At 64.8% G+C, this 20,522-nt stretch carries 20 protein-coding genes, 3 pseudogenes and 1 riboswitch; of the genes and pseudogenes, 8 read left to right on the forward strand and 15 right to left on the reverse strand.

The window, feature by feature from the left end; all coding sequences use genetic code 11:
- A pseudogene (locus OR16_RS28545) lies at nucleotides 1-855 on the reverse strand (histidine kinase); the annotation flags it as partial.
- Nucleotides 856-878: 23 nt separating this feature from the next.
- Nucleotides 879-2,153, reverse strand: a complete 1,275-nt coding sequence (locus OR16_RS40110; protein ID WP_050983139.1) for a serine/threonine protein kinase — start codon at nucleotides 2,151-2,153, stop codon at nucleotides 879-881.
- A 349-nt stretch (nucleotides 2,154-2,502) separates the two neighbouring features.
- Between OR16_RS40110 and OR16_RS28555 the strand changes: the two genes are divergently transcribed.
- Together OR16_RS28555 and OR16_RS28560 are read left to right on the forward strand one after the other, a co-directional pair.
- Nucleotides 2,503-2,886 (forward strand): response regulator transcription factor, encoded by a 384-nt coding sequence (locus OR16_RS28555; RefSeq protein WP_006161988.1) that lies wholly within the window; start codon nucleotides 2,503-2,505, stop codon nucleotides 2,884-2,886.
- A gap of 20 nt (nucleotides 2,887-2,906) precedes the next feature.
- Nucleotides 2,907-4,094 (forward strand): MFS transporter, encoded by a 1,188-nt coding sequence (locus tag OR16_RS28560; RefSeq protein ID WP_063709615.1) that lies wholly within the window; start codon nucleotides 2,907-2,909, stop codon nucleotides 4,092-4,094.
- Nucleotides 4,095-4,110: 16 nt separating this feature from the next.
- Here the strand turns inward: OR16_RS28560 and OR16_RS28565 are convergent, their stop codons facing one another.
- Entirely contained in the window at nucleotides 4,111-5,751 is a 1,641-nt protein-coding gene (locus OR16_RS28565; RefSeq protein WP_006161991.1) for an MFS transporter, read from the reverse strand.
- Nucleotides 5,752-5,918: 167 nt separating this feature from the next.
- Nucleotides 5,919-6,836 carry a helix-turn-helix domain-containing protein gene (locus tag OR16_RS28570; RefSeq protein WP_006161993.1) on the reverse strand — a complete coding sequence of 306 codons (918 nt, stop codon included), beginning with the start codon at nucleotides 6,834-6,836 and terminating at the stop codon, nucleotides 5,919-5,921.
- Nucleotides 6,837-7,286: 450 nt separating this feature from the next.
- Here OR16_RS28570 and OR16_RS28575 point away from each other — a divergent pair, with 450 nt between their 5' ends.
- The gene (locus tag OR16_RS28575; protein ID WP_006161996.1) at nucleotides 7,287-9,734 is read left to right on the forward strand and encodes a DUF3772 domain-containing protein; all 2,448 of its coding nucleotides are present in this window, start codon (nucleotides 7,287-7,289) and stop codon (nucleotides 9,732-9,734) included.
- 53 nt (nucleotides 9,735-9,787) lie between these two features.
- On the opposite strand, the gene OR16_RS28580 is transcribed toward OR16_RS28575, so the two are convergent.
- The 3 genes and pseudogenes from OR16_RS28580 to OR16_RS41955 all read right to left on the reverse strand — a co-directional run bounded on the left by OR16_RS28580 (nucleotide 9,788) and on the right by OR16_RS41955 (nucleotide 11,772).
- Nucleotides 9,788-11,056: a D-amino acid dehydrogenase gene (locus tag OR16_RS28580; protein WP_006161998.1), complete on the reverse strand. Its 1,269-nt coding sequence runs from the start codon at nucleotides 11,054-11,056 to the stop codon at nucleotides 9,788-9,790.
- Between the two features lie 163 nt (nucleotides 11,057-11,219).
- Nucleotides 11,220-11,318, reverse strand: a riboswitch (glycine riboswitch).
- A gap of 131 nt (nucleotides 11,319-11,449) precedes the next feature.
- Nucleotides 11,450-11,592, reverse strand: a pseudogene (locus tag OR16_RS46495) (hydrolase); the annotation flags it as partial.
- A 15-nt stretch (nucleotides 11,593-11,607) separates the two neighbouring features.
- Complete coding sequence (locus OR16_RS41955) at nucleotides 11,608-11,772, reverse strand: FmdB family zinc ribbon protein (RefSeq protein WP_006162000.1); 165 nt, start codon at nucleotides 11,770-11,772, stop codon at nucleotides 11,608-11,610.
- A gap of 259 nt (nucleotides 11,773-12,031) precedes the next feature.
- Here OR16_RS41955 and OR16_RS40115 point away from each other — a divergent pair, with 259 nt between their 5' ends.
- The 5 genes from OR16_RS40115 to OR16_RS43735 all read left to right on the forward strand — a co-directional run bounded on the left by OR16_RS40115 (nucleotide 12,032) and on the right by OR16_RS43735 (nucleotide 13,969).
- A complete protein-coding gene (locus OR16_RS40115) occupies nucleotides 12,032-12,472 on the forward strand; it encodes a hypothetical protein (protein WP_006162001.1) in 441 nt (146 codons plus the stop codon).
- A 58-nt stretch (nucleotides 12,473-12,530) separates the two neighbouring features.
- Nucleotides 12,531-12,725, forward strand: coding sequence for a hypothetical protein (locus tag OR16_RS28600; RefSeq protein WP_006162002.1), 195 nt, complete (start codon nucleotides 12,531-12,533; stop codon nucleotides 12,723-12,725).
- 36 nt (nucleotides 12,726-12,761) lie between these two features.
- A complete protein-coding gene (locus OR16_RS28605) occupies nucleotides 12,762-13,109 on the forward strand; it encodes an MTH938/NDUFAF3 family protein (protein ID WP_006162003.1) in 348 nt (115 codons plus the stop codon).
- A 201-nt stretch (nucleotides 13,110-13,310) separates the two neighbouring features.
- A complete protein-coding gene (locus tag OR16_RS28610; RefSeq protein WP_006162004.1) occupies nucleotides 13,311-13,559 on the forward strand; it encodes a hypothetical protein in 249 nt (82 codons plus the stop codon).
- Between the two features lie 188 nt (nucleotides 13,560-13,747).
- Complete coding sequence (locus OR16_RS43735) at nucleotides 13,748-13,969, forward strand: hypothetical protein (protein WP_141639933.1); 222 nt, start codon at nucleotides 13,748-13,750, stop codon at nucleotides 13,967-13,969.
- Nucleotides 13,970-14,130: 161 nt separating this feature from the next.
- Here the strand turns inward: OR16_RS43735 and OR16_RS28615 are convergent, their stop codons facing one another.
- The 8 genes and pseudogenes from OR16_RS28615 to sufB all read right to left on the reverse strand — a co-directional run bounded on the left by OR16_RS28615 (nucleotide 14,131) and on the right by sufB (nucleotide 20,500).
- A complete protein-coding gene (locus tag OR16_RS28615; RefSeq protein WP_006162005.1) occupies nucleotides 14,131-14,331 on the reverse strand; it encodes a DUF2905 domain-containing protein in 201 nt (66 codons plus the stop codon).
- A gap of 133 nt (nucleotides 14,332-14,464) precedes the next feature.
- Nucleotides 14,465-14,785, reverse strand: coding sequence for a Rieske (2Fe-2S) protein (locus tag OR16_RS28620; RefSeq protein ID WP_006162006.1), 321 nt, complete (start codon nucleotides 14,783-14,785; stop codon nucleotides 14,465-14,467).
- Nucleotide 14,786: 1 nt separating this feature from the next.
- Entirely contained in the window at nucleotides 14,787-15,155 is a 369-nt protein-coding gene (locus OR16_RS28625) for an SUF system Fe-S cluster assembly protein (protein ID WP_006162007.1), read from the reverse strand.
- A 4-nt stretch (nucleotides 15,156-15,159) separates the two neighbouring features.
- Nucleotides 15,160-15,610: pseudogene (gene sufU / locus OR16_RS28630) on the reverse strand (Fe-S cluster assembly sulfur transfer protein SufU).
- Complete coding sequence (locus OR16_RS28635; RefSeq protein WP_006162009.1) at nucleotides 15,610-16,878, reverse strand: cysteine desulfurase; 1,269 nt, start codon at nucleotides 16,876-16,878, stop codon at nucleotides 15,610-15,612. The pseudogene sufU and the gene OR16_RS28635 overlap by 1 nt, the downstream one beginning before the upstream one ends.
- Entirely contained in the window at nucleotides 16,875-18,209 is a 1,335-nt protein-coding gene (gene sufD, locus OR16_RS28640; RefSeq protein ID WP_006162010.1) for a Fe-S cluster assembly protein SufD, read from the reverse strand. Before sufD ends, OR16_RS28635 begins: the two co-directional genes overlap by 4 nt.
- Nucleotides 18,206-18,976, reverse strand: a complete 771-nt coding sequence (gene sufC, locus OR16_RS28645) for a Fe-S cluster assembly ATPase SufC (protein WP_006162012.1) — start codon at nucleotides 18,974-18,976, stop codon at nucleotides 18,206-18,208. The genes sufD and sufC overlap by 4 nt, the downstream gene beginning before the upstream one ends.
- A gap of 75 nt (nucleotides 18,977-19,051) precedes the next feature.
- Entirely contained in the window at nucleotides 19,052-20,500 is a 1,449-nt protein-coding gene (sufB, locus tag OR16_RS28650; RefSeq protein ID WP_006162013.1) for a Fe-S cluster assembly protein SufB, read from the reverse strand.
- Nucleotides 20,501-20,522: the final 22 nt, after the last annotated feature.

A 20,522-nucleotide genomic window follows, 5' to 3' on the forward strand; every position in this document is an offset into this window, starting at 1 on the left:
GGCCAGCGGCTCTGCGCAACCGAGCAGATGGGTCACCAGCTGGTTACGGCTGTAGGCAGCGAAATTGAAATCCCCCGTCTGCCGGCCCTCGTCGAAACTGCGCTCGATCAGCTCGCGCCCAGCGCGGATGGGCTGGGTCCACGGCAGCAGCAACGCCCCAAAGCACATATGGACCTTGGCGCGAAAGCGGCCCATGCCCTCCTGTGCGACCAGCGCCAGGCCGGCCTGGCCGAGGCGGTAGCCCAGCCCATAGTCGCCAAGGCGTGGCCCGATCGTCATGCCAAGATGAACGTAGGCAATGCAGGAGGCTTCGTCGTTGCCATGTTCCAGGCTGATGAGCGCCATCCAGAGCGGTATCAGGTCGCGCAGGTTCCGGTCCATGAACGACGCGGGCGACATCACCTCGGCCAGGACACTGAGCGTGGCACGCCACACCGGGCTGTGCATGCGCGGCAAGCTGGCCAGCGACTCGACCGGCCGATCGCCCAGCAGCGCAAGGAAGCGCTGGTACTCCTCCTCCACCTGTCCCTGCGCGTCGGGCCGGAAGTCCAGGCCCATCGTGTGGATGAACGCCAGCCCCAACCTGACGGCGTGATCGGACTGGTCAAGCGCGGTATGCACCGCCACCCGCAGCCGCGTGACCGCCGCCAGGTCGGAGGGTGTCCGCGTCCTGGCACTCAGCGCCAGCAAGCTGGCCGCGGCGGGGCCAAGCCGTCCGCCAACGAACTCGCACTCGGCGCGTCCCATCGCCAACGCCAGTGCCAATGCATGATGGGTCTCCCATGCCCCGTCAGGCAGCCAGCGCTCGCCGGCGGAAAAATAGGCCCCGGCGTTGTCGTAGGCGGTTGCCTTCATCGCGCGAAGCGCGGCCTCCAGGCTCAGTTGGGCGACCTGGATGCCGACTGCCTGGTTGAACTGGTCAACCGCGCCGGCGACGCCGCGGTTGCCGTTGCCGTCGCTGTTGTCACCGTGCTCCCCCGCTGCGCCAGGCGGCGTCCAAGCCGCAGGTGCAAGTCCGGGCGGTCGGCTGCCGGGATCAAGGCATAGGCTGCCTCCTGGACCCGTTCGTGGGCGAAGCGATAGCAGGCATCGCCGACGACGATGTAGCCCCCGGCCACGGCTTCGGCCAACAGGCCGCCAAGGCGTGCTTCGCTGACATCCAACGCCTGAGCCGCGGTTGCCGCCGGCACCACGCGGCCCAGGCAAGACAGCGCCATCAGCAAGGCGCTCGTTTCTGGCGGCAGCCGCTGCAGGCCCTCGGCAAGCAAACCCGGGGCATCGCCCTGGATACCCGGCGAATCAGGCAATGGGGCGCTTGCGACCAGATCCAGGTTGCCCTGGTTGCGCCACGCCTCCAGGCATCGGCGCAGTTCGGCGGCAAGCGCGCTCGCGCTGGGGTAGCGTTCCTCGGGTGCCTTGGCCAGCAACCGCATCACCATCGCGGACAGCACCGGCGCAACGGCGTCGTTGCGCTCCGACGGCGCCACCGGCTGTCTTGCGAAATGGCTGTGCACCCAGGCGACCGGCTCGCTGGCTTCGAGCGGCAGGACACCCGTGAGCATCTGATACAGGATCACGCCCAATGCGTAGAGGTCCGCCCGTGCGTCGACCGCCGGCTCTCCCCTGCCGGCCTGCTCGGGCGCCATGTAGGGCAGGGTTCCCGCCAGCATCGGGGATTCCACGCCTGGCAAGGCGCCGGACGATGCGACGGTGGCGATGCCGAAACCGGTAATCCAGGCCCGTTCCCGGCTAGGCGCGACAAGGAGATGCGCTGGCTTGATGTCCCGGTGGACCATGCCGGATCCGTGCATGGCCGCGATCGCGGCAGACACCGCGATCGCGATTTCGAGGAAGGCATCCGGTTGAAACGGCTCGCCAAGCGAGCGGGCCAGCGGCAAGCCACCCTCGTCGGCCGCGAGCAGGGCCGGCCTGCGGCCATAGCGAGTCAATGCCACCGGAACCGCTGCCCAATCGGATCGCAGCAGGCCCCGCAAGGCGTATTCGTGCTCGAGGCGCCGCTGTACGCCAGCCTCGTTGGCAGCCGGGCCGGCGAGCGAAAGCAGCACGGGCGAGCATCCGGCGGCGGTCCCGCGAAGCAGCGCGATCTCACCGTCCAGCAAATACTCGAACTTGTAGCACCGTAACGAAGTCATCGAAGCTGGGACAGCATCATGAAGGCAGGGAACCTCAGAGCATATCGCGCCCAAGAGGGGCAATCCGCTGTAGAGGATGCGTACGCCGGGAACGTTGTCTCATACTTTGGTGTTACCCCCGGCCACGCCAGGCCTGGGCCTGGCGGGCCTGATAGCACAGCGGGGACAGCGCGGCCGGGCCGCTCCCCCCCGCCGCACCCAGGGGGCATCCCCGGCTGATGCCGACAATACCACCGTATGATTCCATTGAGCGCGACAGCGCGATATCCTCGAAGCAAGCGATGGGGGCTTCCGACCGCTTCGTCACCGCTCATGACAATAAGAGGAACACCGTGTGATAGCTACCCCGGTGATCGCCATCGTCGACGACGATGCTGCTGTCCGACAAGCCCTGGGAAGCCTGCTCCGCTCCTTCAACATGGGTGTCGAACTCTATGCGAGCGGGAACGATCTGCTTCAATCAAAGACCATCGATGCCATTTCCTGCCTGGTCACCGACGTGCAGATGCCTGCGATGAACGGCTTCGCGCTTTGCGAACTCCTGCGCGCACGCGGGTTTTCCACGCCGGTGATCTTCATGACGGCCTTCCCCGAGGAACGCTACCGGCAACGCGCCGAGGCGAGCGGCGCGGTCTGTTTTCTCAGCAAGCCGTTCATGGAAACCGACATCATCCGCTGCATCGGGCATGTGCTGGCGCAAAGCGCCGGTTCCTGGCAGCAGCCGGAAGACTGAAGACGATGCCCGAAAGCGTGATGCCCCTGGCGCTCGGCATGCGCCATGAGCGGCTTGCCCTGGGCCTGAGCGGCTTCTTTGCCGCCGCCTCCATCCGGGCCGCCGACACCCTGCTGCCGGCCCTGTCGCGCGATTTTGGGATTTCCGCGGGAAAGACGGGTGTGGCCGTGACAAGCTTCATGCTTGCCTATGCCGCGTTCCAGCTGATCTACGGCCCCTTAGCCGAGCGCTACGGCAAGCTGCGTGTCATCGCGGCCGCCTTGCTGGCCTGCGCTGTTGCCAATTTCAGCCAGTCGCTGGCGCCCGGTTTTGCATGGCTGGTGGTGCTGCGCGCCATGGCCGGCGCCGCGGCCGCGGGCGTCATCCCGATCTGCCTGGCGCGCCTCGGCGATACCGAACCGCTGGCCTCGCGGCAGAGCCTGCTCGCGCGCTATTCGGTGGCCACTATCTGCGGACTGATGACCGGCCAATGGGTATCCGGGCTCGTCGCCGATGCGCTGGGCTGGCGCGCTGCCTTCGTGCTGCTGGCGGCCGGCTTCGCCTGCGTGGCCGCAATCCTGGCCAACCTGGCACGCCGCGGTGAAACGGCCGGCCATTGGCAGCGCGTGGACCCCGGCCCGCGGCCAGGGCCCGCAACCCTGCTGAAATCCGCATGGGTGCGCCGGGTACTCTGCATGACCTTGCTGCTGGGCTTGCTCTGCCCGAGCGTGTTCGCCTTTGTGCCGACCTACCTCAAGCTCCACTTTGCCCTGTCCCTGGCAGCGGCCGGCGCCATCACGTCGATGCACGGCGTCGGCGGGCTGCTGTATGCCGGCTTCGCGCCGGCGCTGATTCGCAGGATGGGACGGCAGCGCCTGGCCAGGCTGGCGGCCGCGCTGCTTGGCGTGGGGATGGCTTGTATTGCGCTTGGGCAACACTGGCTCTGGATCGCCGCAGGGTGCCTGTGCGCGGGCTGCGGCTACTACATCGTCCTGAATGCGATGCAAACCGCCGCCACGCAGATGGCACCGTCGCAACGCGCGAACGCCGTCGCCCTGTTTGCATTCTGCCTGTTTGCCGGCCAGGGCCTTGGCGTACTGCTGGCCGCGCGCCTGGTGGACACGGCCGGCATCCCGGCCTTGTTTGCCATCAGTGGCGTGCTCGTGATCCTGCTGATCCTGGAAGTGTCCAGGCAACTGCTGCATCGCCTGGACGCCACCCCACCCTGATCCGGCGCAGCTGTGGTCAGCGGCCGTCGGGGGCTGCCAGGTGGCGCACGACGGGCGGCGCGGCACCGCGGTGAAAGCCATGCACGCGCGTCTGGATCAGCTTGTCGTTCATGGTGTGGCGCTCGTGCTGGCGCAGATGCTCCAGCCAAGACTCCACCACGAAGGTCTCGATGAAGCGGCCAGGCGCGGCAAGGTCTTCGTAGACGCCCCAGGACAGTGCACCGCTGCGACGGCGAATCCGGCGCATCTCCTGCACGGCTTTGGCAAACGCGGCTGCATCCTCGCGCGCGACCTCGTACTCCACGCTGACCATCACCGGCCCGCGGTCGTGGGCCACGTCCAGTTCGCCCGGGTGCAGCATGCCTGAAGGCGCCAGGTCCAGGTCCGGCGAGATCCCCAGGCGCCACCGCAGCGCAGCGGCGCACGCAAGGGCCAGCCCCGCGGCCGCCAGCATCAGGGCGGCGGGAATGCCCAGCAGCGCGGCGGTCTTGCCCCATAGCGCGCTCCCCGCGGTCATGGCGCCGAAGAACACGGTCAGGTAGGCCGCCAGCGCGCGTGCCTTGACCCAGCCCGCGGCGCTACGCTGGGCGGCCACATTGAGCGTGGACAGTACCGCGATCCAAGCCAGCCCGGCAAACAGCAGGGCCGCTGCCAGCAGCCAGAAGTGCCGCACATAGGCCAGCGCGAGCAAGCTCAGCGCGAACAGCAGGCTTGCCAGCACCACCATGCGATCGGCTGAGACCCGGCCACGCAGCTTGGGGAGCACAAGGGCGCCACCGACCGCGCCCAGGCCGATGCTGGCCAGCAGCAAGCCATAGCCGCCCGGGCCGAGGCCCAGCTCGCTCCGGGCCACCAGCGGCAGCAGCGCCCAGCCGGCACTGCCGAAGAGAAAGAACGCAACCGCCCTGACCAGCACGACCCGCAGCAGCGGCGCGGCCTCCACGTACCGCAGGCCGGCGCGCACCGCCGAAAAGAAATGCTCGGGCGGCAGGTTCCGCCGGGCGGGCTCGGCCTTCCACCGGTACAGCACCAGCGTCACGCCCAGCACCGACAGCGCGTTGAGCAGAAAGACCGCCGCGGGCCCGGAGAACGACAGGATCAGGCCGCCCAGCGCGGGGCCGATCGCGCGGCTGATATTGATCCCCAGGGAGTTCAGCGCAATGGCCGGCGGCAAATCCGCCTTGTCGACCAGATCCGGCACGATGGCCTGGAACGGCGGCGAGCTCATCGCCGCACCGGTACTCAGCAAGAACGCCGCAAGCAGCAACACATGGGCGTTGACCAGCCCGGTGAGCGCAAGCACCCCCAGCGTGGTCGCCACGGCCAGCGTCCAAAGCTGCGCGAAGATCAGGTACCTGCGCCGGTCGACGATATCGGCAAGCACCCCGGACGGCATGGCGAACAGGAACATCGGCAGGCTGCCCGCAGCCTGCACCAGGGCGACCATCAGGGGATCGGGATCGAGCGACGTCATCAGCCAGCTGGCCCCCACGTCGTTCATCCAGGTGCCCACATTGGACGCCACCGTGGCGATCCACAGCATCCGGAAAGTGCGGTGCCGCAACGGGCTCCACGGCGAGCCGGCAGAACCGGCAGAACCGGCGCTGGCGCGCTCGGCGGCAGGCTTGCCGGCAGTGCCGGCTTGAGAGTCATTCATGGCTTGGTCGCAGGTTGCTCAGGCGCTGACGGTGGCAATGCCGACGGTGGCACAGCCGCATTGTGTGGAGCACAGCCGGCGCCGTCTACCCATACCAAGGGACAATTGTCTTGTGCCTCGGCGCCAACTAGCATCGGAGCCGACGCATCGTCCTTGTGCCCAGCCCTTCAGGAGTGAACCCTGCGCCGCCAGTTGCCGGGAGAGACGCCGACCGATTGCGAGAACACGCGGGTGAAATGGCTCTGATCGGAGAAGCCACAAGCCATGGCCACTTCCGCCAGGGAGAGTCCTGTTTGGCGCAGGAGCCCGCGGGCGCGCTCCAGGCGCTGGGCTGCCAGCCACTGATGGGGTGTCTGGCCAGTCGTATCCCGGAAGGCACGGGTGAAATGGCTACGCGACAGGTTGCAGGCATCCGCGACCTGCGCAATGGACAGGTCGCCATCGATCTTGGCGATCAGCATTTCCTTTGCCATCGCCACGCTGCGTTGCGACAGCAACCGGTTTGTCTTGGGGGTCGCGACGGCGCCATTGCCATATTGCTCGACGAGATAGGTCCCGATCGCGAAGCCCAGTTGATCGACGAACAGCTTGCTGGCCATCTCGGGGTGGCTCAGTGCCGGCGCCGCCGCCTGGGCGAGATGCGCCAGTAACTGGTCTTGTTCTCCCGCCGCGCTGCGCAGCCCCAGGATGCGCGAGCGACCTAGTTCCGCGCTGGTGCGCTCGATAAAGGCGCGGGAAATTTCCAGCAATATGAAATCGAAGTAGCCATAAAAATCGGCTTTATAGTCTTCAGAAAAATTCCGGATATAGATGGAGTTTGTTTCAAACTCATGGGTGCTCGCGCAGCCCTCATGAAACACCCGGCGGCGATGTCCCGTGCACAGCGAAACCCCCACCAGAAAGCCGCGATTCGATGCCGAAGTGATCACCTGGCTTGCGTTCTCGCCGGCCGAGCTTTTGCGAAAAAACTTGATCTCGCTGCCGGCGAGCTTCTGATCGTTGGAGAGCTTTTCCGCGGCGCACCCGAATGAGTCGATCGATCCAGGGGATGCGAGCACGATGGAGGCATTAGCGTTGACGGTCATGATCTCGCACGGGAATAAACCACCACCATGAAAACCCATGCCGCGGCAGCGGCTGCGGGCCAAGAATAGCAGAGCTTGCCTACTACCTACTACCTACTGCTCGCGTGAAACCTGGATGATACAGGTCGAGTTACGCAAGCGCCTGTTGCCTGCCGAAAACGAAGGGCGCGCGATGCCTTCTGTATAATTCAGGCTCATTCAGCCAGTTCTTCCGTATCAAGCGGCTTGCCAATCACGCGGCATTGCCAGTAGTCCGACGGACTATAGGGCACACGCCGGCAAGGCCGCCCCCTGGCGCTCCGATCGACTCCCATCTCGATCGCTGGCGCGGCCACCCAACATCCTGATCGTCGACCCCGGTCATTCGCCGTCTGACGCGCCATTGCAATCCCCGCGAACCCTCTCGATGGCCGGCCCGGCGAGCCGATCAGTAAGGATCTTTCTCTTTCTATGAGCAAACTCCCCAAGCTCGCGCTGAGCCTTGCGCTGGTTGCACTATTGCACCTGATCCCCACAGCGCTGCCAAGCGCAACAGCGGCAGCCTCGAGCGTAACCGCGGACATCACATCGAAAGCGGACGCGCCCGCCGCCAAGCCCCTTGGGCATGCCGATGCCGTCGCCGAGCTGAAGCGGCTCCAGACCGAACAGGACCGCATCAAGCAACTGGCGTCGTCCCCCACCAGCGGCATGCAGCTCGAAGGGCTGGATGACGCCATCCACCAGCTGGCCGGCGATGCCGACAAGCTGAATGCGGCGCTGCTGCCGCAGCGTGCGCAGTTGCAGGCACAGCTCGATGTACTTGGTCCGCCACCTGCCGCCGGCACCACGCCCGAAGCACCTGCGGTCGCGCAGCAGCGGGCCGACCTGACCGCACGCAAGGCACAGCTCGATAGCGGCCTGAAGCAGGCCGCCGAGGTCAAGGACAATGTCGCCAACCTGACCGAACAGATCGCCAAGCTGCAGCGCAGCCGGCTGAAGAACCAGCTTGCGCTGCGCTCGGCAAGCATTCTCAGCATGCAGTTCTGGGCGCCGTTGTTCACGCCGAGCCCAGAGGACCAGCGGCGGCTGAACGCGTTCAAGGAACAGGTCACCCCGTTGTGGGACCTGGCCTGGCAGCCAGGGCGGCAAGCGATCACAGCCCTGCTTGTGCTGCTTGCGATCGGCGCCTGGACCATCGGCCGACGGCTGATCGAGCGGGCGCTGGCGTGGTTCTGCCTGACGCGGTTGCCGGAAAGCCGGCTACGGCGCAGCGCACTCGCGCTGGCGACTGTGCTCGCGACCGTCGCGGCGACCGCCATTGCGGTACAGCTTGTGTGCTTTGCTTTCGTCCCGCACGACGAGCTGCCACCCCAGGTGCAAGACCTGATCGGCGAATTCGGCAAGCTGGCTCTGACGAGCGCGCTGATAGCCGGCCTGGGCCGGGCGTTGCTGTGCACGCGCCATCCCTCATGGCGCCTGCCGGCGCTCGCCGACAAGGTCGCGCTGGCGATGCGCCCTTTCCCCTCCGTCCTCGCGGGCCTGCTGCTGATCGCCGGCGCGCTCGAGCAACTCAACCGGACCGCGGACACAAGCCTGCAGGTGACCTTGCTCGGCCGCGGCCTGGTGTCGCTGGTGGTGGTACTGACGATCGGCGCGGCGCTGCTGCGCGCCAACCGTGTGCGCACGCGGCTCGCCGCGGCGGGCGAGCGGCCTGAAGCGCGCTCCACCTTCGCCGGCCTGATTCACGCTGGCGTGACGGTGACGGTCGTCGCCTCATTGCTGGCCCTGCTCGTCGGCTATATCACGTTCGCGCGCTTCCTGACCTACGAGCTGGTATGGATCGACATCGTCCTGTGCAGCCTGTACCTGTTGACGCAACTGACCCGCGACGTCTGCGATAACGTGTTTGCGGCGCACCACCCGAGCGGCAAGGTGATCAAGCAATTGTTCGGGCTCGGGGACAGCCATCTCGAACAGGCGTCGACGGTGCTGTCGGGGATCGGCACCAGCCTGCTGCTATTGGTGGCCGTCATTGCACTGCTGACCGGTGGCTTCGGGACCACGCCTAGCGACCTGCTCAACAGCCTGCTGACAATGCTCGGCGGGGAGCGGCTGCGCAGCCTGAACATCATGCCGGACCGCATCCTGAACGCGGTCATCGCGCTGTCGGTCGGCACCTACCTGCTGCGCTCGGTGCGGCGCTGGCTGGACGCGGAACTCCTGCCGAAGGTCTGCATGGAAGCGGGCCTGCGGGCCTCGCTGATCACGCTGTTCAGCAACATCGGCTACGTGCTGATCGTATTGCTGACGCTCTCGCTTTTGGGCGTCAAATGGGAAAACCTGGCCTGGATCGTCAGCGCACTGTCCGTCGGCATTGGCTTTGGCCTGCAGGAGATCGTCAAGAACTTCGTGTCGGGGCTCATCCTGCTGACCGAGCGCCCGGTGAAGGTCGGCGACATGGTGAGCATCGGCGGCGTGGAGGGCGACATCAAGCGCATCAACGTGCGCGCGACGGAGATCCTGTTGGGCGACCGCTCCACCGTGATCGTGCCGAACTCGCAGTTGATCTCGCAGAACCTGCGCAATGTGACGATGAGCAACAGCACGCAAGGCGTCGCGACGCTTGTGCTCACCTTTCCGTTGAACATCGATCCCGAACAAGTGCGCGAGCTGCTGCTCGACTCTTATCGGGAGAATGAGGCGATCCTTGACAAGCCCGCGCCATCCGTCACGTTCAGCCAGCTGGCGCCGAACGGGATCACGCTTAGCGTGACGGGCTACGTAGGCAGCCCGCGCATCGCCACCGCGACCAAGAGCGACCTGCTGTTCGAGATCCTGAAGCGGCTGCGCGCGGCCGATATCTCGCTGTCGGTCCCGCAAACGTTGCGGGTGGAGAACATGGCCGCGCTGGCCGCATGACGCGTTCGCTGTCGCTGTCTTTGGGCCTCGCTCGGGGCCTTGGAGCCGGCCCCTTATGGACTGACCAGCACCGCCGGGCCCTGCACGCCACTAACGCTCCTGGCGCCCATGGCTTGCTGCACGACATCGCCGATCATGTCTGCGGTGACCGCCGACAGCGTCCATCCCAGGTGGCCATGGCCCGTGTTGTAGAACACGCAGGACGCACGGCCCCGGCCCACGCGCGGCAGCATGGTGGGCATCATCGGCCGCAAGCCGGCCCAGGGCACCACGCTACGCGTGCTGACGCCGGGGAAGCACTGGTTGACCCACTCCACCAGCGGGCGGATGCGATCGGCGCGGATGTCGCGGTTGTAGCCGTTGAACTCGGCGGTACCCGCCACGCGGAAACGGTCGACGCCCAGGCGGCTGGTGACCAGCTTGGTCTCGTCGTCGAGCAAGCTCACCACAGGCGCGGCAGCCTGGCTTTGCGCGTCGTTCAGGTTGACGGTGATCGAATAGCCCTTGACCGGATAGATGTTGACGCGATCGCCAAGGCTGGCCGCCAGCGCACGGCTGGCGGTGCCGGCACACACCACCACACCGTCGAACACGCGCGATTCGGTCTGCTGGCCGTCGCTGCTGACGATGGCGACCTGCCGGCCGTCGGTGCTGACCGACTGGACATCCTGGTTGTACAAGCAGCGCACACCCAGGCGGTCGATGGCCGCGGCCATGCCGCTGGTGAACTTGTGGATGTCGCCGGTGGAATCGCTCTGGGTGAAATAACCGCCGTAGTAGTCGCCGGCCAGGGTCGGCTCGATGGCGCGCATCTCTTGCGGCGTGACGGCTTGGCGCTCCAGCCCGCCCTCGGCCAGCAGCTTCGATACCCGGCCGGCGTGGTCAAAGCCCGCCTTGTCGCGATAGATATGGAGGATGCCTTCCTGCTTCAGGTCGAAATCAATGCCCTCGGCCGCCGCCCAGGAGAACAGGTGCTCGCGCGCGGCAATCGCCAGGCGTGTGGTTTCCACGGTGTTCTTGCGGTACTGGGGGATGGCCGCGATGAACTCGGCGAACCAGGACAGCTTGTGCCAGCTCGGGCGCGGGTTGACCAGCAACGGCGCATCGCTCTTGAGCATCCACTTGATGCCCTTGAGGATGGTGGACCAGTGCGTCCAGACTTCGGCGTTGGAGGCGGAAAGCTGCCCGCCATTGGCGAACGAGGTTTCCATGGCGGCGTAGCGGTGTTTTTCGAGCAGGGTGACCGAGAAACCGCGTTTGGCGAGTGCGTAAGCAGTGGTCACGCCGGTGATGCCACCACCGATAACGGCTATTGTCTTCATCTCTATGGTTCCAGGACGTCGAATGGGAGCCTCTTGCGCGACATGCGCGAAAGACGCCCCCTCTGTCCTTGACCTGAGAGATTCACGATGCGCCACTTTGGGGTGGGATCGCTTGCTCCTTCGGTACCGCCGGCTGACGAGTGCCGGGGTTCTTCAGAGTTCAAACGTGATACCGGTCCTTTTGCCTGAGAGTTTCCGGGGCGGTTGCTCCTTCGGCGCTGTCCGGCCGTACGGCCAAGGCAGTCTCTCCCGATATCAACTTTGCGTCGCGTCCGCCAGCTACCTGCCAATTCCGATAGCGGTACCAGGGCGCGCGATGCTGAACTTTAGCATTAGTCTTGCCGGCGCGAGAAACTTTCTGCTGCTGCCGGCCTAGTACCCCGCCGCGCGGAATCAGCGTGCCGCCACGGGCGCGACGACTCGTGCGGCGTTGCGGTGCGCTGCGCTGCCTTGTGCGCCACGGTGTAGGCATAGTCCACACCCATGCCGTAGGCGCCGGAATGCTCCTTGACCAGCTTCATCACCGCGCCAAGGGTCACCGGCGGCAGACCTCAGCTCTTTCTCGCCGTCTTCGCAACAAACGGCGTTGGCACGTGCTGCACCGTCTTGCTGCCGCATTTGGGGCACGACGGGTGGGCAATTTCATGTTCGGCGAGATGTTCCGCGCGGTCGAAAACCTCACCGCATTTCTCGCAACGGTACTGATAGGTGGGCATGAGGCGCCTCCAGCCTGCTTGGCGCAGGAACTCGCCGGACCTTGCGATGCCAGCGACTTCCGGCAGTTCGGCACTCCATTCTAGGATACCGTCCAGGCCTGCATGGCGATAACGGAATATCTTTTCATGGCGCTCCCGGGCTTGCGCTCCGACGGATCCCCTGGCGGTCTCGCGTCCCCGGTACCACATCAGGCACCCATGCTTCACAGCGCGCTCTTTGCGTGCTTATTATTGAGACATACACGTGCTTGCACAAAGCATGGCCATGATCGTCGGTCAGGAGTTGACGATGAAAAAGCCGCACAAGGTGGATTCTGCCAAGACGCGGCCGACCGGATCACCGGTTCGGCCGCGCACGGACCGCACCATGCCCAGCATCCTGGATGCCATCGAACTGGAAGACGTGTGGGAGAACTTGGACGAGGCCGTCGACGAATTCACCCAACGGGCGGCAGAACCGATCGATTTCCCCCATGGCCACGATCCGGACGAGGATGAGGCGCCAGAAGAAGGCATGAACGAAATCACGCGCGCCGCCGAAAGCATTCCCGCCGATACCCCCGCGGACCGGGCGGATCGGAGCGCGGAGCGCGAAGAGCACCCGCCTGCGCCGCCCAACATCGATGACGTGCTGGACAAGGACCTGATTCCCGATCCGGCCGACGATGCGCCGCACGGCGGGAAGCATCGCAAGCGTTAGGACACGCGATCCATGGCAGCCTTGAGCAGGCTCCGCTACCAGCCGATAAGGATGCACCATGAGCAATCATCGGTACGTGGTCATCATTGACCAACCCAAGGACGTCTCGGACGAGCAGATGGCCGAGTACATCAAGCTTGCCATCAGTGCCTGGGGCGCGGGATTGCCGCCGCCGCCCCAGGACAGCCCATTCTTCGACCTGGACGTGGTGGCTGTAACCAGCACCGGCAAGCTCCAGGAGAACGAGTCATGAGCCGCTGTCACCGCCCGCGTCCCAGTGGAGGTACGTATGCGCTTCGAAGCATTTTCCTTTGGGTCCGTCTGTATTGACGGCGTGACTTATCAGCATGACGTGGTCATCGACCGGGGTGAGGTTCGCAAACGAAAGAAGAAGCCATCCCGGCAATTCCGCGAAGCCTTCGGGCACACACCGCTATCAGCCAGGGAAGACATACCCTGGAATTGCAGCCAACTGGTGATCGGCACCGGCACCGGTGCTTTGCCGGTGATGGAAGATGTGAAGCGAGAGGCCAGGCATCGCCACGTCGACCTGGTCATTCTTCCGACCGCCGAAGCCATCGCAAGGCTGGAGGAGCACCCCCGCGGCGCCAATGCGATCCTGCACCTCACCTGCTAGGCAGCAGCGCATTGACGCCAGCATCGAACTGGCCGCTTGCTGCATGTGCCAAGTGGCCATGATGTCCGACACCGACACCGATGCCGATGCCGATGCCGATGCCGTGGTAGCGCGGCGCGCCCGAACGCGCTCCTCACCATTGCAGCGTTGACGCTTGTGCTATCTTGGAAAAGTCGAGCGTTCAATATCGGGGGGCGCCAAATGTCAGTGATCGCACCGGACGAAAAGGCGGATTTTGTCGCCATCCTGCACCGTCATCGGCTTGCCGAGGCCGACTTCTTGGTTCAGGAAACCGACACGACCGACGTCGTGGACGAGGTCTACCCTATCCAGGGCTATGTCACCATCATCCGCAAGTCGACGCTCAAGGAAAGGGAGTACCGAATCGGACATGCCACCGCGTGGACCTCCGAATTCGAAAAGGATCTGGCGCGAGGCACGTTCGGGTGAGCGGAATCGGAATCGGAATCGGGAGTGGCCGTATCAGGCGGCGCTTCTTATGTGGCATGGCCGCCGCACTTGAGACGGGCAGCCCTTTCTCGACATGGGCCGCCAATGTACGGCTGCCCCGGACGGACCAGCAGGTTAGCGCAACGCTTCATTGCTATCTCCGCGTCCAGATATGGAGAAACCCGCACGTGCTGGACATGAAATCACTATTCAGCGTTGGCCTGCAACAACATGTGAATTTAGCGCCGTCTAAATCAGATGTTGGCATGTTTAAATTCGTCTCTCGCAGCGTTGCTGCACCACTTACGCGCACGCTGCGCGAAACCGGAATGGGCACCCCCGCACAGTTCCGGTTTTTTTTCGCTTTCTGCGATCCCATGCGGCAGGCACGAAGCCGGCTTTGCGCTTGAACACCTCAACCGTGATGGTCTTCTAGGAATGCTCCCCCCTTCGATCCATGTCTGGATCACGATGCACATGGAGGTTCTCCGAGCGTGTCGGTAGGCAAGACTCCCACTTCCTGACGGACTCGCCGACACCCGGATAACAGATCAACAGATCAAGTGCCGCTTCACCGGCCTATCAACCAAAGAATGAACGATGCCGCCGCACTGGCGAGCAGTGAAGTCGTCATTGGAAAGTACAGGTGAAAGTGATGACGATGAATAATGATGTCCCCGGGCAAGTGACCGAGTCCGAGCCCGGACAGCCAGGACCAGAGCAGTCCTCCTGCTACCAGGATCAGGCCAAGAGCGACAAGCATGCGCGACATGGGCGACCTCCGCATGTTGGATAGTGCACGGTATCCGCTCTCGCTGACGGCGCGTAGCGTGCGACTGTCAACTGGAGCTGTTGCCTGGAAAGCTGAACAGGGATTTGGGAATTGAGATGAAGCACGTTGCCACCTAGTCCCAGCGATCATCCTTGACCTGCACCTTGCCGCCCACGACCCGGACCGGGAAAATCGCCACCGGGTCGTAAGCCGGAGGGGACAGCGCCGCCCCCGTGATGAGGGAAAAATGCGCGCCGTGGCGCGGACAGACGACCTCCTGGCCTTCGACGTCGCCGCCACAGAGCGGCTCCGCCTCGTGGGAACACATGTCCTCGACCGCGTAGTAGTTGCCGTCCACATTGAATACCGCGACCTGCAAGCCGTCGACGTCAACCGTGCGGCACATCCCGGGCGCGAATTCGTCGGCCGCGGCGACATCGATCCATTCGCTCATCTCAGAGCAACCCCAGTTCCAGCCGCGCCGCCTCGCTCATCCGCTCTCGCGACCAGGGCGGATCCCATACCAGCTCAACCTCGACTTCATCCACGCCGCAAACTTCCATGACGGCACTCTCGACCACGCCGGGGAAGGTCTGCGCCACCGGGCAGCCCGGCGCGGTCAGCGTCATGCGGATCCCCACCCTGCCGGCGGCTTGGTCCACGGACAGGGCATAGACCAGGCCCAGGTCGTAGATATTGACCGGAATCTCGGGGTCGTAGACGGTGCGCAGCGCCTCTATCACCCGTCCCTCCATCGTGTCGGGGCCTGGCTCGAGCGTGTCTTCGTGTGCCTCGACCTTGTGGAGCCAATCGATCATGCTCATCGCGTCACTCCGTTGAGACCGGCTGGGCGCTACCTTGCAAGGCAGCTAGCATGGCATGCCAGGCCAGCGTCGCGCACTTCACACGCGCCGGAAACTCCCGTACGCCGCCCAGCACCGCCAGCTTGCCCAGCGGCGCGCCGGCCTGCGCCGCGCCAGATCCGGTCACGAGCGCATGGAAGCCGGAAAACAGCGCCTGCGCCTGCGCCTCGGTCTTACCCTTGAGCGCCTCGGTCATCAGTGACGCCGAGGCGGTGGAGATGGCGCAGCCGGAACCCTCGAAGCTCGCATCCTCGATCACGCCATCGCTGACCCTCAGGTACAGCCGCAGCCGGTCACCGCACAGGGGGTTGAACCCCTCGGCGCTGCGGTTCGCACCCGTCAGCCGCCTGCAATTGCGGGGCGAGCGGCTGTGGTCGACCACAAACTCCCCGGAAGAGATCGAGCAGGTCGGACATCAGGCAAATACCTCCTGTGCCTTGCGCACGGCACGGAACAGCGCATCCACTTCCTCTCGCGTGTTATAGAGCGCGAAGGACGCCCGCACCGTGGCAGGCACACCGAACCGCTCCATCACGGGCATCGCGCAATGGTGGCCAGCACGGATCGCAACGCCTTCCAGGTCGAGGATGGTGCCGGCATCATGGGGATGCACGCCATCCAGGACGAACGAGAGAATGCTCGCCTTTTCCGTGGCCGTGCCGATGATGCGCAGGCCGGAAATCTGCGCCGCCTGTCCGGTGGCGTAGGCGAGCAGCGCGTGCTCGTGGGTCGCGATGGCTTCCAGGCCCACCGCGCTCACATAGTCGATCGCCGCGCCCAGGCCGATCACGCCGGCGATATTGGGTGTGCCGGCCTCGAACTTGAAGGGCAGCTCGTTGTAAGTGGTCTTGCTGAATGTTACCTCGCGAATCATGTCGCCCCCGCCCTGGTAAGGTGGCATGGCATCGAGTAGCGCGGCCTTGCCGTAGAGCACGCCAATGCCGGTGGGGCCGTAGAGCTTGTGTCCCGAAAATGCGTAGAAATCGCAATCCAGCGCCTGCACGTCAACCTTGAGGTGCGGCACGGCCTGGGCACCGTCGACCAGCACCGGAATGCCCCTGGCATGCGCCAGTTCGATAAGGCACCGCACCGGGTTGACCGTGCCAAGGGCATTGGAGAGATGGGTCACGGCAACCAGCCTGGTGCGTGGGCCAAGCAGGCGCTCGAATTCATCCAGCAGCAGTTCGCCCGCATCGTTGATCGGGGCCACCAGCAGGATGGCACCCGTACGCTCGCACGCCATTTGCCACGGTACGATATTGGAGTGGTGCTCCATTGCGCTGATCAGGATCTCATCACCGGCCCGCAGGCGCTGTCCGTAGCTCGTTGCCACCAGGTTGATCGCCTCCGTGGTTCCGCGCACGAACACGATCTCCTCGCGCCGCGCCGCATGGATCAAGCCTTGCGTAGCGCCGCGCGCTGCCTCGTAGGCATCGGTTGCCAGCTGGCTCAGGGTATGCACGCCACGATGGATGTTGGCATTGAGCGTGGCGTAGTAATGTGCCTCGCAGTCGATCACGCTCTGTGGCTTCTGGCTGGTGGCGGCGTTGTCCAGATAGACCAGCGGCTTGCCGTTGACCGTCTGCCGCAGGATGGGGAAGTCCCAGCGCAGCCGCATGACGTCCAGGCCAGCGGCCGGTGCCGCGCCCCACAGGGCCCGGAACTCTTGCGCGACCGTGTTCATGTCAGCCCCCTCAGCGGCTCGGGCAAGTGGCCGCGCAAGAGCGTCCCCAGCCGCGCGCGCAAGGAAACCAGGCCCAGCCGGTTGACCATCTCTTCGGCGAAAGCGAAGGTCAACAGGGCCCGCGCAGAGGCATCGTCCACCCCGCGTGTGCGCAGATAGTAGATCTGCTCCGGATCGAGCTGGCCTACGGTGGCGCCATGACTGCATTTGACGTCGTCGGCGTAGATCTCCAGCTGTGGCTTGGTGTCGACTTCGGCCTGCTCGGACAGGAGCAGGTTGCGGTTGGACTGGTGCGCATCGGTATGCTGGGCATCGGCATGCACCACCACCTTGCCGTTGAACACGGCGCGCGAGGCGCCGGACAGCACGCCTTTATAGAACTCGCGGCTCTTGCCTTGCGGCCTGGCGTGGTCGACGCGGGTGTGGTGGTCGATATGCTGCCGCCCGCCGGTCATGTACAGCCCGTCGAGCGAGCATTCCGCGCGCTCGGCATTCAGCCCGACCTGGATGTCGGCCCGTGCCAGAGCGCCGCCCAGGGCGAATGCACTGGAGGTGAAGCGGCTGCCGTGCCGCTGGTCCATATTCACGCCGGCGATGTGGAATGCCTTGAGGCTCTCTTGCTGCACCTTGTGATGTTCGACGTGCGCGTCACGCGCGGCGACGATGTCGGTGACGCTATTGGTGAAATAAGCGAGGCCGTCTACACCCACGTGGTGCTCCACGATGCACACACGGCTACCTTCTTCCGCCATCACAAGATTACGCGTATGGGTGACCAGTTCCGGCTCCGTGGCGATGAACAACAGGTGGATCGGCATGTCGGGAGCCGTGCCAGCGGCCAGGCGGATATAGGCGCCATCAGCCATGAACGCGGTGTTCAAGGCAGCGAAGCCGGACGGGAGTTCGCTCACGGGGCGGCAAAGCAGCGCTTCCACAGGCTCCGGTGTGCACTCCATCATGGTGGCGAGGCTGAGGAGTTCAGCCCCTGCCGGCAGCGCGCCGATACGCGACCATTGCGGCTGATGGCGGCCATTGACGAATACCATCAGGTACGCGCCGGGCAAGGCGAGCGTCTCGAGCCGCGCAGCCAGGAGGGCGGCATCCGGCTTATCGCCGGACGCCGCCGGCCCCGCGGTAAAGCGACTTTTTTCGATCGCGGCCACGCTGGTGTATTTCCAGTCCTCGTGGCGCAGCGTCGGAAACCCGGCTTGCGCGAAGCATTCCAGCGCCTGCTTGCGCGCGCGCGCAAGCCAGGGCAGCCGCCGGCCGGGCAATACTGCCTCGACGCGGGCGAACTCGGCAAGATAGTGTTCGACGCCGGTTGCGCTCATGGCGAGGCCTCCACGCCGGCGAAGGCCGGTGCCTCCATCCCCGCATAGCCATGACGCTCCAGTTCGAGCGCCAGCTCGGGCCCGCCGGACCTGGCAATGCGGCCCTGCGCCAGCACGTGCACGCGATCCGGCACGATGTAATTGAGCAGCCGCTGGTAGTGGGTAACCAGTACGATGGCGCGTTGCGGGCCGCGCATGGCGCCGATGCCGCTGGCGACGATCTTGAGCGCATCGATATCGAGCCCGGAATCGGTCTCGTCGAGAATGGCGAGCCGTGGCTCCAGCACCGCCATTTGCAGGATCTCGTTGCGTTTCTTTTCACCACCGGAAAAGCCCTCGTTCACGGCGCGGTAAAGCAGGCTTGGGTCCATCTCCATGAGCCTGAGCTTGTCCTTGACCAGCGCGAGAAAGTCGATGGCATCCAGCTCCGGCTCGCCGCGATGCTTGCGGATCGCGTTGAGCCCCGCCTTGAGCAGATAGATGTTCGAGACACCGGGGATTTCCACCGGATACTGGAAGGCTAGGAAGACACCCGCGCGCGCCCGCTCTTCGGGCGGCATGCCGAGCAGGTTCGCGCCATCGTAGAGGACTTCACCCGCGGCGACGACGTAGCGGTCCCGTCCAGCCAGCGCATGGGCAAGTGTGCTCTTGCCGGAGCCGTTAGGGCCCATGATGGCGTGCACTTCCCCAGCCTTCACGGTAAGGTCGATGCCGTGCAGGATGGGCTTGTCGTCGACTGAGACGTGCAGATTGCGGATTTCAAGCATGGCTGGCCTCTTGCTCCAATGTGGCTCCAACGCGACGCCAATGCGGCTCCGAGGCAGCGCGTCCCACGCGCTCCCTTAGCCGATGCTTCCCTCCAGGCTGACGCCCAGCAGCTTCTGCGCTTCCACCGCGAACTCCATCGGCAGTTCCTTGAACACTTCCTTGCAAAAGCCGTTCACGATCATCGATACCGCGTCTTCGGGACCGATGCCACGGCTTTGGCAATAGAACAGCTGGTCCTCGCCGATGCGCGAGGTGGAGGCCTCGTGCTCGACGCGGGCAGTGGCGTTCTTCACCTCGATATAGGGAAAGGTGTGGGCCGCGCACTTGTCGCCCAGCAACAGCGAGTCGCACTGCGAGTAGTTGCGCGCGCCGCCGGCGCTCTTTGCTACCTTCACCAGCCCGCGATAGGCGTTCTGGCCGTGGCCGGCCGAAATGCCCTTGGAGAGAATCGTGCTCCGGGTATTCCTGCCGAGGTGGGTCATCTTGGTGCCGGTGTCGGCCTGCTGGTAATGATTGGTCAGCGCCACGGAATAGAACTCCCCAACCGAGTCGTCGCCCTGCAGGATCACGCTTGGATACTTCCAGGTAATGGCCGATCCGGTCTCGACCTGGGTCCACGAGATCTTCGAGCGGGCACCGCGGCAGTCACCACGCTTGGTCACGAAGTTATAGATGCCGCCCTTGCCATCCTTGTCGCCCGGATACCAGTTCTGCACCGTCGCGTACCGGATCTGCGCACCTTCCAGTGCGATCAGTTCCACCACCGCGGCATGCAGCTGGTTTTCGTCGCGCATCGGTGCGGTGCAGCCTTCCAGATAGCTGACGTAGGCGCCCTCGTCGGCAATAATCAGGGTGCGCTCGAACTGGCCGGTCTTCTGCGCATTGATGCGAAAGTAAGTGGACAACTCCATCGGGCAGCGCACTCCTGGCGGGATATAGCAGAACGAGCCGTCGCTGAACACAGCCGAGTTGAGCGTAGCGAAGTAGTTGTCGGTGTAAGGCACGACCGTGCCGAGGTATTGCCGCACCAGCTCGGGATGTTCCCGCACCGCCTCCGAGAACGAACAGAAAATAATGCCGAGCTCGCCCAGTTTCGCCTTGAAGGTGGTCGCGACCGAGACGCTGTCGAATACCGCATCCACGGCGACGCCCGCGAGCAACTCGCGCTCCCGCAGGGGCACGCCCAGCTTCTCGTAGGTGCGCAGCAACTCGGGGTCGACCTCGTCCAGCGTCTTCGGCCCGGCCTTCTGGGAACGCGGCGCCGAATAGTAGGCGATGGCCTGGTAGTCGATGGGCGGGTGCCTGACCGTCGCCCAGTGCGGCTCGGACACCGTCAGCCAGTGACGATAGGCCTTCAGGCGCCACGCAAGCATGAACTCCGGCTCGTCCTTCATGGCCGAGATCATGCGGATCACGTCCTCGTTCAGCCCGCACGGCACCGTGTCCGTTGCCACGGACGTGTAGAAGCCGTGCTGATAGCCTTGGCTGATCAGCTGGTCGAGCTTGTGTGCCGGGGTTGCCATGTTCTGCCTTCGGTCGCCATGC

Origin of the sequence: Cupriavidus basilensis OR16, assembly GCF_000243095.1 — a bacterium.
GTDB classification, from domain to species: Bacteria; Pseudomonadota; Gammaproteobacteria; order Burkholderiales; family Burkholderiaceae; genus Cupriavidus; species Cupriavidus basilensis_D.